We start from the raw sequence: 13,029 nt of genomic DNA, 5'->3' as shown, positions 1-13,029 counted from the left end.
GTAGCCGATTCTGACTCAGGGTGCGTTGAGATCGACCGCCAGGCGCGAGATCGGGCTCTGGCTCTTGATCTGGCCGCGCTCGAGCAGGAAGGCCTCGAAGTCGCGGTAGCGCTTGACGTCCAGCGCTGCCGGGCGCAGCGCGAAACGCGGCAGGGTGGCGTTCCAGGCCGCCTTGTTGAGCGGGGTATCCAGCGACGGGTCATAGGCGATGAAGCGCTGCCAGCCCTCATCCGGATGGTTGATGATCCAGGCGGTGGCCTCGCCGATCGCGTCCATGAAGCGGCGGTAGGCGTCGCGATGCTGGTTCAGGGTGTCGCGATTGGCGACGAAGATCAGCTCGTCGTAGGTGGGAACGCCTTCCTCCTCGATATAGAAGGGCTTGCCCTCGACCCCTTCCTGCTTCATCTGCGCCGGCTCGAAGTTGCGGAAGGCGCCGGTGACCGCATCCACTTTCTGGCTGATCAGCGCCGGCGTCAGCGAGAAGTTGACATTGACCATCTCGACGTCGTCCAGCGTCAGCCCGTGGTGCTCGAGCATCGCCGCCAACAGCACCTCTTCGACGCCGCCCACCGAGTAGCCGATCTTCTTGCCGGCGAGCTGGGAGAGGTCGTCGATACCGCTGTCGGCGCGCACCAGCAGCGCATTGAGCGGGGTGGCGATCAGCGTGCCGATACGTACCACCGGCAGCCCCTGGTCGACCTGCAGATGCAACTGCGGCTGATAGCTGATGGCCAGGTCGATGCGCCCGGCGGCGACCAGCTTGGGCGGCACGCTGGGGTCCGCCGGCGACTGAATGTCGACATCCAGCCCGCGCTTGGCGAACAGCCCGAGCTGCTTGGCCACCAGGATCGGCGCATGGACCGGATTCGGGTACCAGTCGAGCATCACGCTCAGCGGAATCATCTGGGGTGGTGCCAGCGCCTCGTCATCGGCCAGGGTGCGGAGCGGCAGCAGCGCGGCCAATATCAGCAGGATCAGGCCGGCCAGCGCCGGGCGATGTGGTCCGAGTGTGGCAGGAGTGGTTCGAGATAGCGTGGACATACGCAGGTTCCCTCTGGGTGTGGTTATTGTCGGCGTGTGATCGTCATCCAGGAGCGTCACGCACTGGCCTCCAGGCGATCGCGATGCCAGGGCATCGCCGCGCGAATTGCTGCGTCGATACCGAAATAGAGCGCCAGCGCGAAGGCCACCAGGACCACCAGGGCCGCGAACATCACATCGATCTGCAGGCGGGCGTTGGCGTTGAGCATCAGATAGCCCAAGCCCTGGCTGGCGCCGACCCATTCCCCGATCACCGCGCCGATCGGTGCCGCGCTGGCGGCCATGCGCAGTCCCGAGGCGAGTGACGGCAGCGCCGCCGGCAGTTGAACCCGCAGCAGCGTCTGGCGCCGCGACAGACCGAAGGTGGTGGCCAGGTCTAGCCACCCCTGGGGAGTCTGACGCAGGCCATCGTAGCCGGTGGAGGCGACCGGAAAGTAGATGATCAGCATCGCCATCAGGATCTTGGGCCACAGGCCGTAGCCCAGCCATAGCATCAGGATCGGCGCCAGCGCGAACAGCGGTATCGCCTGGCTGATCAGCAGCAGTGGCAGCAGGGTGCGGCGCAGGGGGCGGAAGCGCGCCAGTGACAGGGCCGTGGCCAGCCCCAGCAGCACGCCGCCGATGAAGCCGCCGAGGATTTCGGTCGCGGTGACCAGGGCATTGTGGGCCAGCAGTGCGCGCTGTTCGACCAGCGCCCGTGCCACCGCCAGCGGCGAAGGCAGAATGTAGCGCGGTACCCCTGTGAGGGTGATGACCGCCTGCCAGGCGGCGATCAGCAGTATCAGTGCCAGCAGCGCCCGGGTGGGGCCGTGGAGTTTGCCTATGAGACCGGGCCGGGCCGCGTGCAGTGCGGTCGAGTCAGACATGTGCCGGCTCCCGCAGCAGGGCCACCAGCTCGGCCTGATGCGCCAGCAGCTGAGGATCATCCAGCGCCCGCGGCCGCCGACCTGTCGGTGCCGCCATCGGCACTGCGCGGGCTGGCTCGCCCTGCAGCACCAGCAGGTGGTCGGCGAGCCGCAGCGCCTCCAGCGGGTCGTGGGTGACCATGATCACGGTGCGCGAGGCGAGCAGTTCGCTGGCCAGGTCGTGGAGCTCTAGCCGGGTGATGGCGTCGACCGCGGAGAAGGGCTCATCCATCAGCACCACCCCGGCATCCTCGTATAGCGTACGTGCCAGCGCCACACGCTGGCGCTGGCCGCCGGAGAGTGCCGCCGGCCAGGCATCGGCCTTGTCTGCCAGGCCCACACGTGACAGCAGCGCCAGCGCCCGCTCACGCGCTTCCGATGCCGTCGGGCCGGCCCATCTGCCGCGCCACCTGGTGCCCAGCATCACGTTGCCGATGACCCGCAGCCACGGCACCAGCAGGTCCTGCTGTGACATCCACGCCAGGCGCCCCTGCAGCGGCAGCCCGTCGCTGGTCGTGCACTCGATGCGGTGGCGGTCGGGCAGGGCGAGGCCAGCAATCATGCGCAGCAGCGAACTCTTGCCGCAGCCGCTGCGCCCGAGCAGGCAGGTCCAGCTGCCGGCGTCGAATTCGACGGCGAGATCGTGGAACAATGGGCGGGCGCCGAAGGTGAGCGAGGCGCGGCGAATGTCCAGCCCGGGTGGTGACATGACCACTCCCATGAAGGGGGCTGCAACGGCGGGGGCGTCATGCGCGGGCAGGCTGGCCTTTCCTCCGCCGGTGCTAACCGGTTCAGGTTCCAGGGTTGTGCGCTGCACTCTCAGCCCGGCCGGCGGGCACCCCTATCCAGTGAGCGCCGATTGTACGCCGCCTGGGCGCCGCTGCCCACCTTCGGTCCGATACTCTGAACCCGACGGGGAGTCGCGATCTTGTCAGATGTTCCGCCCATCGCCGATGCCGAACTGACGCGCCGCGTGTCGCTCTACGCCGGCGTACCGCTGACGCCGCTGCCGCTGCGCTTTGCCGATAGCGCCAACTGGCTGTGGCGCAGTGAGGAGCTCTCGCCCAAGCTCTACAAGCTGGCCCGTACCGGTGCCGAAGACGATCCGTTCTGGCGCGGCATGCGTGATCTGTTCGGTGTCGACCGCTGGCGCCATGCCCATGAACTGCCGGCGCTGGCAGGTTCGTTGCCCCAGCACCTGCCGCTGGCGCCGCTGCCGCTGACCTGGCTGGGCCGGCTCCAGGGCGCGCCACTGTGGAGTCTGCCCTGGCGCCAGGCGCCGGCGGCGCGGATGGATACTGCCTTCGCAGGCCAGTTGGGTCGGCAACTACGGCGACTGCATCGCGACACGCTACCGGGATGGGGGCACCCGGCTGGCGAGGTCCATCCTCTCGATGCCTGGCCGCAGGCGGCATGGGCCTTCGTCTCCAGCCACAGCGGCCTCGACGCCGCACAGCTGGCCGATCTCGCCTGGCCGCTGCCCAGCCGTGCGGTCTGGAGTCTGCCCGACCTGCGCCCGGACCAGTTCCTGCGCGGCGGACTGGATGGCTACTGGGCCGACTGGGAGGCACTGGTATGGGCGCCACTGGAGTTCGATCTGTGTCTGCTCGAGCTGATACTCGAGGGCGCGGCACAGCGTGAGGCCTTCGTCGACGCCTACGGCGCCGAGCATCTGCCGCCGCTCGACCGCTATCGCGCCGGCATGCGCGCGGTCATCCTGGCCCTCGGCGTGCTGGGGCCACAGAGCGTGACGCTCCAGGCACATCCCCATTGGCTCTAGGCATATGAAAAGGATAAAAAATTCAGTGCGCTTCCCCGCGCAATCGGGTAACGACATGGCATACTGAATCTTTGGGAACGGATACCGACGATAGTCTCGTGGACTCGATCAATAGCTTGTTTCTCGTTTGCGGCGCGCTGATCGCGCTGAGCATTCTCGCCAGCCGGGTCTCCTCCCGGATCGGCGTGCCGCTGCTGTTGCTTTTCCTCGGGCTGGGCATGCTCGCGGGAGAGGAGGGCGTGCTCGGCCTGCATTTCGACGACTACTCGCAAGCCTTTCTGATCGGCCATCTGGCGCTCGCCATGATCCTGTTGGATGGTGGCCTGCGCACGCGCTTCCAGACCTTCCGCGTAGGTCTCAAACCGGCGCTGTCGCTGGCCACCATCGGGGTGTTTCTCACCAGTGGCATCATTGGCCTGCTGGCAATGTGGCTGCTCGACCTCACTCCGATCGAAGGGCTGCTGGTCGGTGCGATCGTCGGCTCCACCGACGCCGCCGCGGTCTTCTCGATGCTCAAGGGGCAGGGCGTCAATCTCAACGAACGTGTCGGTGCCACCCTGGAGATCGAGTCGGGGACCAACGACCCGATGGCGATCTTTCTCACCATCACCCTGGCGGAGATGCTGACCGGTGGTGTGAGCGGAATCAGCGAGACGCTGATGCGTTTCGTGCTGCAGTTTGGCGTGGGGTTGGCGATCGGCCTTGGCGGCGGCTGGGTCTCGGCCAAGCTGCTGCGCTGGCTCGATCTGGCGCCGGGGCTCTACTCGCTGCTGGCCCTGGCGCTGGGGTTCTGTATCTTCGGTGCTACCAGCATCATCGGTGGCAGCGGCTTCCTCGCGATCTATCTCACCGGGCTGATGATCGGTAACCAGCCCGGACGTCATCTGACGCACATCCTGCCGGTCCATGACGGTCTTGCCTGGCTGAGTCAGATCGGGCTGTTCCTGGTACTGGGCATGCTGGTTACCCCATCGGAGATGATCAACTACGCCGTGCCTAGCATGATCCTGGGGATTGCGCTGATTCTGGTGGCGCGTCCGGTCGCGGTGCTCGTGTCGCTGGTACCGTTCTTCAACTTCCGCTGGCGCGAACTGTGCTTCATCTCCTGGGTCGGCCTGCGCGGCGCCGTGCCCATCGTACTGGCGATCTTCCCGGTGATCAGCGGTGTCGAGAACTCGGCGCTCTACTTCAACGTGGCCTTCTTCGTGGTCCTGATCTCTCTGCTGCTGCAGGGGTCGACCCTGGCGCGATTCGCCCACTGGATGCGCGTGGCGCTACCCGAGACCACGACGCCGGACCGTCGTGGCCAGCTCGGCGTGTTGCCGGAGAACGACTACGAGATGTTCGTCTACAAGGTCGAGAACGAGTCACTGGACGATGCGCCCATTCGGCTGCTGCGACTGCCCTCGGGCACCTTGATCTCGGCCATCTTCCGCCAGCACGCCATGCTCCATCCCAAGGGCAGTACCCGGCTGCGACTGGGGGACGTGATCTGCCTGATCGGGCGCACCGGCGATCTGCCTTCCCTGAATCGGCTGTTCAATGGCGAGTCCAAACTCAAACGCGAGCGCGCCTTCTTCGGGACCTTCTCGCTCGACGGCGAGGCGTTGATGCAGGACGTGGCCAACGCCTACGGTCTCACCCTCAGTCCAGGCGAACAGGAGATGACGCTGGGCGAGTTCGTGGCGCTGCGTGTCGGTGGTCACCCGGTGGTGGGCGACGACGTCGATTGGCACGGCTTTCACTGGGTGGTCAGCGAGATGGAGGGTAACCGGGTGACCCGAGTCGGCCTCAGGCTCTATCAATGACCGTCAGGCACGCCATCAGGGAAAGCCAGACAGACGAAGACCCGGNNCCGGGTCTTCGTCTGGTAAGCGCTTGTTGAATGAATAGGGCTGGCGGCGGCCTACTCGACCTCGGCATCCAGCGACGGGCGGTTCAGCCGCTTGCCGGTCTCGCGCTCGATCATGCCGTTCATGCGCGCAGCGCGATGCTGGGCCTGTGACTCCTCGTCGAAGTAGCCCAGGCTGCCGCCGGTATCGCCGTCGAAGACTTCGTAGGAGACCTGATTGTGGCTTCCCGGCTTGAGGGTCTTTCGCACTTCGATGAAAGGCTCGGCCATGATGGAATCCTCGCGCAAGAGATGGACGTTCAGCGTAGCTCACTCGATTTCGCTGTATAGGGGGCGATTTCGCGGTATGGGGACGTACTCTCCGCCATTGGGCAGGCTTGCCCCATGTCAGCCTAACGCCTGCAGATGACCGTTTGGCGTCATGGCCGGCGGTGATCAACTGACGGCATATGCCACAGCCCTAGTCGGGATCGAGATCCCACTGCAACCCGAACTGTAACCCGTTGACCGCCTCGTTGAGCAAGTCCTGGTCGCGATTGGCGTTGCTGAGGTCGCTCTGGATTCGCGCACTCTGGGTCTGTGGGTCCGGCCAGCCCAGCCTGCCCATGCACGCCTGGTACTCTGGCTCGCCGGCGATCTGATGCGTCTGGCGCTCACAGGTACGGCTATCCCTGAGGAAATTCGTCGCACTCACGCGCGGCACCGCCGACACGCAGCCGGCCAGCAGGCAGCAGATCAGAATGAGGGATAGCAGACGGCACATGGAGGCTTCACCGGGAACTGCTCAGAAGCGTAGCACTCTTGGCGCGCTTTGTTACCAGAATTCACGAGTCAAGCGCTTGTTCGTAAAGCGACTCGTGACGTCTGCGCCAGCTCCGACAGGCGCCGCTGCCAGCCCGAGGCGTCGACTCGCCATCGCCGCAGGGCCCATGACAGACTGCGTGGGCGGCCGACTCACCCCCCGCTACGCGGCTGTGACACAACGGAGCCCGACGATGCACCGAGACGACTTTGCCGATCTCTACCTCGGCTATATCGACTGCCTGAACCGCCAGGCCTGGGACGCGCTGGGTCGCTTTGTCCACGAAGCGGTGACCCACAACGGCCGCCTGCTGGGACTCGCCGGCTATCGCGAGATGCTGGAGCAGGATTTCGCGACCATTCCGGATCTGTATTTCACCATCGAGCTACTGGTGGTCGAACCACCGCGCATCGCTGCCCGGTTGGCATTCGACTGCACTCCACAAGGCACCTTCCTTGGCCTGGCGGTCGATGGCCGGCGGGTTCGCTTCGCTGAGAACGTCTTCTACATCTGCCACGACGGCAAGATCGTCAGTGTCCAGTCGGTGATCGACAAGAGCGCGATCGAAGCGCAACTGGGGTAGGGGGAAAGTCACCCGTCGCAGGCACAGCCCGGTGGCCGATGATAGGTGTAGTTCCTGCTGATGCAGCTGTTGCCACAGGCTTTGCCCTTGCGACACACCTTGCAGCAGCCCTGTGCCAGCAGTTGCCCATTATCCGCGCTGAGCGTGGAGAATTCTGGGGCGACGGCCGGGCACGTGCCCTCGAAGGCAATCTCTTGGGTGAATACCTGAGGGGGCTGGGGCTCGGTGCTGGGCTCTGCGGCAAAAGCCGTGATGGTCACGACCATGCTCATCAGCATGGCGATCATTAGCGGTTTCATCTTGCTTCCCTGCGTGTAGGTTTTATAGCGCTTCTTCTGGGTGCTTCTGGAGCATTACACTGGGATTTTGCGCTGCCAATAGCTCGTTGGTCTTTTGTTGCACATCCCCCGATCCCCTGCGTATCGTCAATCGGCGGCTCAGTTGTTGGCCGAATCAGGAGGGCGGCTTGCGAGGAGGTCCCGTGTGTCGGGGCGCCCGAGTATCGGCAGCCGCGATGTTTGTCTCGGCGCTGTGCGGCCACATCGCTCGCATCTATTGGCCGGGCTGCACCGAGGAAGAGGTCGAGGCGATGGCAGATGAGATGGTCAAGGAAGCGGCCTGATGCTCGCCCAGCGTCGAGCCGTCCACCGCGACCGCAAGTGGCTCAAAGCCGTCCACGGACTCGATCAGTGCGTTCTGTGCGGGGGGGGCATACAGGCGGCACATCGCAACGAGGGCAAGGGTATGGCAGGAAGGTCGATGACTGCCTCACAGCCGCTATTTGCCCCGACTGTCACCACGAGATCGACAACGGCCCGGGCATGACGCGGGAGCAACGGCGCGCCCGGCTCGACCAGGCCATTCTCCTGACCGTCCAGCAGTTGGCCCGCCGCGGCCTGATCGGGGGGAAGTGATGGAGCCGATCGTTCTGTTCGTGCCGTATATCGCCAGCAGCACCAACACCCGGCAGCACTGGACGGCCCGGAAGCGCGAGGTAGACGCCTGCCACCTGCTGTGCGCAACGCGGTACGCCGTGCCGGTATCGGCCGTGCCGTCGTGCCGGTGGACCTCACCTTTCGTCCGAGGCTGGGCAAGGACGTCCGGCGCAGGGACACCAGCAACTACAGCTTGAGCCTAAAGCAACTGGAAGATGGGCTTGTCGCCGCCGGCGTGCTGCCGGATGACCGTGGCGAGTACGTGCGCCGTGTGATCCTGGAGCCGCCGGAGGTAAATCGGAAGGCGGAGACAGAGAGGTGGATTGAGGTCGCATCAGCTGATATCGAGTCTGACTAAAGTTGTAAGATAAGGATCACGCGCAACAGCAGTGATCCCCCATTGCTTGAATCGTTATCAACGTGTAATCGTAGCCCTGCGGTAAAACTAAAATCACACTACGTAGGAGACCTGTTATGCCCACGACCGGAGAGAAACCAGGAGTCGGTACCTATACATGTCGCAGCTGTGGTGAGCGTGTGCATTTGGATGATCCGACGGACACGCTTCCGCCATGCCCCAGGTGTCATGGGACCGAGTTTGATTGAGCCAAACGGTACGACGGTACGGCACACGGTACGGTGTGCCGTTTCGTTCCGTGGGGCGCTGGCATATGATCGTGACTGGCGTCTCTGAGACCTAGTTTGCAGAATGAAGATAGTAAAGAACGCGTTCGATAAGGCGAAGCATCGGGTCATTCTCGAGCTTACGCCAGACAGGTGCGGCATGGCGGCAGCCGCGCTAGTGATTCTTGGCATCTTTGGCCTTTTCTCAGGCCTCAGCGGATCAGGCACCACCCACGGTTTGAATATGATGGGTGGAGGACTCGGCATGGCGGTTGGTTTGCTTGTGCTGATGGGTTTGCCGCTGTTGGCAGGCCTATGGTCCAGGAAGGCTGCCAAGCGGAAGCGCGATGCCTACTTCCAAGAACGGCAAGCGCGTACCTAGACAAGCGGAAGGGGGCATTCAGTGGCCGATGAGGCGTTCTGGGCACAGTTTCTCGCCAACGGGGCAGGGGCAGCAGTAGGGGCTGTGGTCGGCGGAGCGCTTGCGTACTTGGGGGCTAGCGCTGTCAGTCGACAGCAGACGCGACAGGCCAAGTTGGAACAGTGCTTAACATTAAACCGAAATATCGCCAACCTGAGCGGAGAAGTACTGTGGTCAATTTCGAAAGCAACTGATAGCGAAGGATTAAATGCGGCCAAAAAGATCGCCTTGAAGCTTGGAGAGGGACAGCTCCAGTCATGGGCGGACGACCTCTATACTCTCATCGAGATCCACAGCCCAAGACACACTGGCCTGGCCGAAAATATACTCTTGGCAGTTGCTGAAACTGAAGGGTTAATTGAGGCTTTTGCTGGACAGCCAGAAAGCGCTGCACTACAGACGGACCCTTTCGGAGGCTATGCTAACGCTTTGAGAAAAAGTCTTCTGGCTGGCACCAATAAATTAAAGGCCCATATTTTGCATCAGGCTAGTACGGTTAGTCGCTCCAAGCGCGAGAGAGCGTCGATGAAATCGAAAAGCGTGCTCGACGAACTCTGCGATAACCAGGTTGAATAACTCACCAGTGAGTGATGCAGTGTGGTTCTGGTGCCACAAGTCCAAAGCCGTATCGTTTTTCGATTGATTTTATATGCTCGCTCTTATGCGTCGAGGAATGAATAGTGTTAAGAAATTTTGGTGTTAACCCTGGCAAAGGGTTGCTGAAGCATAAGGTGTTTTGGGCGCTTATATTAGTGCCGGTTTCGCTGGGCTTGGTCCTAATGGTTGTCTCGGCGGCGTGTGCCGGATTGCTTTTTCAGTTGGACCTAACGCCGCAAGGGTTTAATTTTTTCTACTCTGAGTTTAAGTTTCATTTGGCACTAATGGCCTTGGCAATACCTTTAGGTGCTACTTTTTCTAGAGCTCATTCTTCGGAGCAAACGGCGAGTTTGATTACTCAGGCAATTGTAAAAGATAATAAAGAAAAAGAATTGAGTCGGAGGCAAGGTTTTTTAGACTGCATTGGCATTTATGATGAAAAGTTGATTTCCAATGAGTCTAGAATTAATTTTTAAGAGTGGTCTTATCAGTCAGCCGCTAATCTCCTATAATTTCTTGTTGGGGGTGATAGGCTCTACAGCACTAAAGCAGGAAAGATTATCGCGATACCGGAAATGCTTGAAGTATGTTGAGGACTTTGCAGACTCGCTTATTTTAGACTACAGGCGAGATGGAGTTGAGGCGGTGGTTGATAGGCGTGCCTCAGCCGTATGTTGGCTGAGCATGGAGTTGCAAGATCTTTGTCAAGACGCCGGGGTCAAACACACGCAAATTAAATTGCGATTATCTCCAGAGGCAAATTTCTATCCAAGAACTCGCTTTTTGGCAGCTAATCCTCTTGCTAATCCTGCTTCCGGACAATCATCTGGCTACGACGCGACGAGTGATAATGTCTCCAGCTTGGCTGCGGTGTTTTTTTACGCCGGGCAAGTTGCTAGCGTAAGTGATGCTGAGTACAGTAAAATCCTTCTTGGTTTTGGGGATGTGCTTGAAAAACTATTCGCCTTGCTCTGTATTCATAATCGTCAAGTGGGTTTGGATGATCTCGCGGCTGCTGGAGTAGATTATGCATTATTAACACAAGAGGATACAGGGGTCCTTCGATTTTGGTTTGGCGCCCTACCTGATAGTGAGTCGAGAGAAATTTGCGATAGTAATCTTCGCTTTAGCATCGTTAGGTTCAGAGAAATGCTGGGACTTGATAATTCTGATTGACGTCGCCTTCGCTGACTAAGCGAGTCTCCCGTATGATGTTAGATACCACGCCGTGAGGCGTCATCATTCCTAACCACTGTCGGGAGACAGAGGGACCATGGACATCTCTCAAGTAAGCCCCCATTTCCGTCGCGCCGAGTTCGCCTGCCATTGCGGGTGCGGCTTCGACACAGTCGACGTGAGTACCCTGGCCATCGTTCAGGCTGTGCGCGACCACTTCGGCGTCCCCGTCACAATCAACAGCGGCTGCCGCTGTCCCGAGCACAACCGCGCCATTGGTGGTGCTACCCACAGCCAGCATGTGCTCGGCCGCGCTGCTGACATCGCCGTCCAGGGCGTCTCGCCTGACACCGTCCACGACTGGATCGCCAGCAAATACCCGTCGGCCAGTCTCGGCCGGTACCGGACGTTCACCCACGTCGACACACGAACCAGCGGCCCGGCCCGCTGGGACATGCGGTAGCCGCATGGCTACTGGGAGCGCACGTGGCTATGTCTGAAGTGCCAAGGCAAGGGTCGCAACTCGACCGCATCGAAACCTCGATCGACGATCTCCGCTCGATCAATACCCAGATCCTGGACCGCCTGACGCGAATGGAAGAGCGCCAGAACGTCCACGCCACAGAGATGGGCAAGCAGGAAGGGCGCCTCGACGACCACGCCCAGCGCATCCGTGACCTCGAGCTGGCCACCGCTGTCGCGGGATCGACGGGCGATAGTCGGCACCAGGTGTCGTCCCAGCGCTGGTCGATGGTCGGTGCTGTGCTGCTGGTGGCCCTGGGCGCCTGTCTCTCCGCGGGCTCCGAGATCATCACCGACCTGATCGGGAGGGGCGGCTCATGATCGACTAGAAGTCGCAGCGGCTCAGGTCGCGAAAGTGGCGCCGGCGGTGGCCACCGCCCTTGGCGGCCCAGCCACCGGCGGGATAACGGCCGGGGCAGTGACCATGATCCCCAGCATGTTGGGTATCGACGAAAGACCCCGAGAAGCGTGCTGAGCTGGTGCGGATCGACAACGAGCAACGGCGCGAGCTGGAGTCGATGCGCCTGCAGCCAGGGTGGAAAGCTTCATGGGTTCCCGTCTTTTTGTGTGCTCACACGACGGAATATAGCGGTGGGGCGGTAGTAGCGAGGCTGGCCGGAATTATACTTTAGTCGAATATGCACGGGGCCAAGGAGGGCGGTGCAGCGGTAGGCGTTGCACTTTTGGTCACTTTTTGATCAGGTTAGAAAAAAACTAAGGGTCAGCTAAGTAGCTGACCCTTAAGAAAAAAGTGGCGGAGGGACAGGGATTCGAACCCTGGAAGGGCATTAACCCTTGCCGGTTTTCAAGACCGGTGCATTCAACCGCTCTGCCATCCCTCCGGCTTACGGCGGGAGATAGTACCAGCTCTCCCTCGGTCGTCAACAGGTTCTTTAGCTTTCAAAGGGTTATTTCACTTCCGACGGTGCCATTTACGCTTGTCAGGGGAACTTTGCAAGGGCATTCTGGTCCATGGGTGTAATCGACATAACCGAGGGGATACGTATGGACTACCGCACATCGCACGACGTCACTGAGCGTCGATCGAGCGTGGCCAGCACCAACAAGGTGTTACGCAACACCTACATGCTGCTGGCCATGACCCTGATGTTCTCTGCCGTGACCGCGGGCGTCGCGATGGCGCTGGGCGTCACTCAGATCAACATCTTCATTTTCTTCATCGGTGCCTATGGCCTGATGTTCCTGGTGCACAAGACTGCCAACTCGGCCGCCGGCATTCTGGCGACCTTCGCGTTCACCGGGTTCATGGGCTTCACGCTGGGGCCGATCATCGATCTCTACCTTTCCATCCCCAACGGTGCGCAGTTGGTGATGACCGCGCTGGGCATGACCGCGGCCACCTTCCTGGGGCTGTCGGCGGTGGCGCTGATCACACGCAAGGATTTCAGCTTCCTGGGCAACTTCATGGTGGCTGGTGCCATCGTGCTGGTGCTGGCAATGGTCGCGGCGATGATCTTCAACATCCCGGGGCTGGCGTTGGCGGTATCCGCAGGTTTCGTGCTGTTCTCGTCGGCGGCGATCCTGTTCCAGACCAGTGAGATCATTCACCGGGCGGGCGAGACCAACTACATTCTCGCCACCATCACGCTCTATGTGTCGATCTACAATCTGTTCATCAGCCTGCTGTCCATTCTGGGCGTGATGTCCGACGATTGATCCACACGCAGGGCGCTGACCGCCCAACCGCTGAACGGAAACCCCACCTAGGTGGGGTTTTCTGCGTTTGGGTGCCACGGTTTGGCGGGGTGGCCGGCTTTGGTAAGATGCGAG

Annotated in this window: 16 protein-coding genes and 1 tRNA gene; 10 read left to right on the top strand and 7 right to left on the bottom strand. The window is 61.4% G+C overall.

Translation table 11 applies throughout. The annotated features are described in order from the left end of the window. Positions 1-15: 15 nt before the first annotated feature. Genes DOM66_RS03405 through DOM66_RS03395 form a run of 3 tightly spaced genes read right to left on the bottom strand, consistent with a single transcriptional unit; the run spans position 16 to position 2,655 of the window. A complete protein-coding gene (locus tag DOM66_RS03405) occupies positions 16-1,041 on the bottom strand; it encodes an ABC transporter substrate-binding protein (RefSeq protein WP_223161892.1) in 1,026 nt (341 codons plus the stop codon). A gap of 56 nt (positions 1,042-1,097) precedes the next feature. Next, on the bottom strand, positions 1,098-1,907 hold the full coding sequence (locus tag DOM66_RS03400) for an ABC transporter permease (RefSeq protein ID WP_110689256.1): 810 nt from the start codon (positions 1,905-1,907) through the stop codon (positions 1,098-1,100). Beyond that, the gene (locus tag DOM66_RS03395) at positions 1,900-2,655 is read right to left on the bottom strand and encodes an ABC transporter ATP-binding protein (RefSeq protein WP_188115128.1); all 756 of its coding nucleotides are present in this window, start codon (positions 2,653-2,655) and stop codon (positions 1,900-1,902) included. Before DOM66_RS03395 ends, DOM66_RS03400 begins: the two co-directional genes overlap by 8 nt. 219 nt (positions 2,656-2,874) lie before the next feature. Here DOM66_RS03395 and DOM66_RS03390 point away from each other — a divergent pair, with 219 nt between their 5' ends. Further along, positions 2,875-3,726, top strand: a complete 852-nt coding sequence (locus DOM66_RS03390) for a phosphotransferase family protein (protein WP_110689255.1) — start codon at positions 2,875-2,877, stop codon at positions 3,724-3,726. A gap of 98 nt (positions 3,727-3,824) precedes the next feature. Further along, positions 3,825-5,534 (top strand): potassium/proton antiporter, encoded by a 1,710-nt coding sequence (locus DOM66_RS03385; protein WP_110677709.1) that lies wholly within the window; start codon positions 3,825-3,827, stop codon positions 5,532-5,534. Between the two features lie 98 nt (positions 5,535-5,632). On the opposite strand, the gene DOM66_RS03380 is transcribed toward DOM66_RS03385, so the two are convergent. Both DOM66_RS03380 and DOM66_RS03375 read right to left on the bottom strand, forming a co-directional pair. Beyond that, positions 5,633-5,848: a hypothetical protein gene (locus tag DOM66_RS03380; RefSeq protein ID WP_110677711.1), complete on the bottom strand. Its 216-nt coding sequence runs from the start codon at positions 5,846-5,848 to the stop codon at positions 5,633-5,635. A 190-nt stretch (positions 5,849-6,038) separates the two neighbouring features. Further along, positions 6,039-6,341 carry a hypothetical protein gene (locus DOM66_RS03375; RefSeq protein WP_110677713.1) on the bottom strand — a complete coding sequence of 101 codons (303 nt, stop codon included), beginning with the start codon at positions 6,339-6,341 and terminating at the stop codon, positions 6,039-6,041. Positions 6,342-6,573: 232 nt separating this feature from the next. Between DOM66_RS03375 and DOM66_RS03370 the strand changes: the two genes are divergently transcribed. Then, on the top strand, positions 6,574-6,963 hold the full coding sequence (locus DOM66_RS03370; RefSeq protein WP_110689254.1) for an ester cyclase: 390 nt from the start codon (positions 6,574-6,576) through the stop codon (positions 6,961-6,963). An 8-nt stretch (positions 6,964-6,971) separates the two neighbouring features. Here the strand turns inward: DOM66_RS03370 and DOM66_RS03365 are convergent, their stop codons facing one another. Then, the gene (locus DOM66_RS03365; RefSeq protein WP_110689253.1) at positions 6,972-7,250 is read right to left on the bottom strand and encodes a hypothetical protein; all 279 of its coding nucleotides are present in this window, start codon (positions 7,248-7,250) and stop codon (positions 6,972-6,974) included. A 1,122-nt stretch (positions 7,251-8,372) separates the two neighbouring features. Between DOM66_RS03365 and DOM66_RS20070 the strand changes: the two genes are divergently transcribed. The 6 genes from DOM66_RS20070 to DOM66_RS03335 all read left to right on the top strand — a co-directional run bounded on the left by DOM66_RS20070 (position 8,373) and on the right by DOM66_RS03335 (position 11,559). Next, the gene (locus DOM66_RS20070) at positions 8,373-8,504 is read left to right on the top strand and encodes a zinc ribbon-containing protein (RefSeq protein WP_110689251.1); all 132 of its coding nucleotides are present in this window, start codon (positions 8,373-8,375) and stop codon (positions 8,502-8,504) included. A gap of 421 nt (positions 8,505-8,925) precedes the next feature. Beyond that, positions 8,926-9,519 (top strand): hypothetical protein, encoded by a 594-nt coding sequence (locus DOM66_RS19460; protein WP_157958977.1) that lies wholly within the window; start codon positions 8,926-8,928, stop codon positions 9,517-9,519. Positions 9,520-9,623: 104 nt separating this feature from the next. Next, entirely contained in the window at positions 9,624-10,016 is a 393-nt protein-coding gene (locus DOM66_RS19455) for a hypothetical protein (RefSeq protein ID WP_157958976.1), read from the top strand. After that, a complete protein-coding gene (locus DOM66_RS19450; RefSeq protein WP_188115127.1) occupies positions 9,994-10,716 on the top strand; it encodes a hypothetical protein in 723 nt (240 codons plus the stop codon). The genes DOM66_RS19455 and DOM66_RS19450 overlap by 23 nt, the downstream gene beginning before the upstream one ends. Before the next feature lie 97 nt (positions 10,717-10,813). Then, on the top strand, positions 10,814-11,179 hold the full coding sequence (locus DOM66_RS03340) for a D-Ala-D-Ala carboxypeptidase family metallohydrolase (protein ID WP_110689249.1): 366 nt from the start codon (positions 10,814-10,816) through the stop codon (positions 11,177-11,179). A 23-nt stretch (positions 11,180-11,202) separates the two neighbouring features. Beyond that, complete coding sequence (locus DOM66_RS03335) at positions 11,203-11,559, top strand: hypothetical protein (protein ID WP_157958974.1); 357 nt, start codon at positions 11,203-11,205, stop codon at positions 11,557-11,559. 431 nt (positions 11,560-11,990) lie between these two features. Here DOM66_RS03335 and DOM66_RS03330 read toward each other — a convergent pair. Next, positions 11,991-12,080: transfer RNA gene (locus tag DOM66_RS03330), tRNA-Ser, on the bottom strand. Between the two features lie 163 nt (positions 12,081-12,243). Between DOM66_RS03330 and DOM66_RS03325 the strand changes: the two genes are divergently transcribed. Next, the gene (locus tag DOM66_RS03325) at positions 12,244-12,915 is read left to right on the top strand and encodes a Bax inhibitor-1/YccA family protein (RefSeq protein WP_110689247.1); all 672 of its coding nucleotides are present in this window, start codon (positions 12,244-12,246) and stop codon (positions 12,913-12,915) included. Positions 12,916-13,029: the final 114 nt, after the last annotated feature.

This window comes from Salinicola endophyticus, assembly GCF_003206575.1.
GTDB classification, from domain to species: Bacteria; Pseudomonadota; Gammaproteobacteria; order Pseudomonadales; family Halomonadaceae; genus Salinicola; species Salinicola endophyticus.
This window is presented reverse-complemented; position numbering and strand designations above follow the sequence as displayed.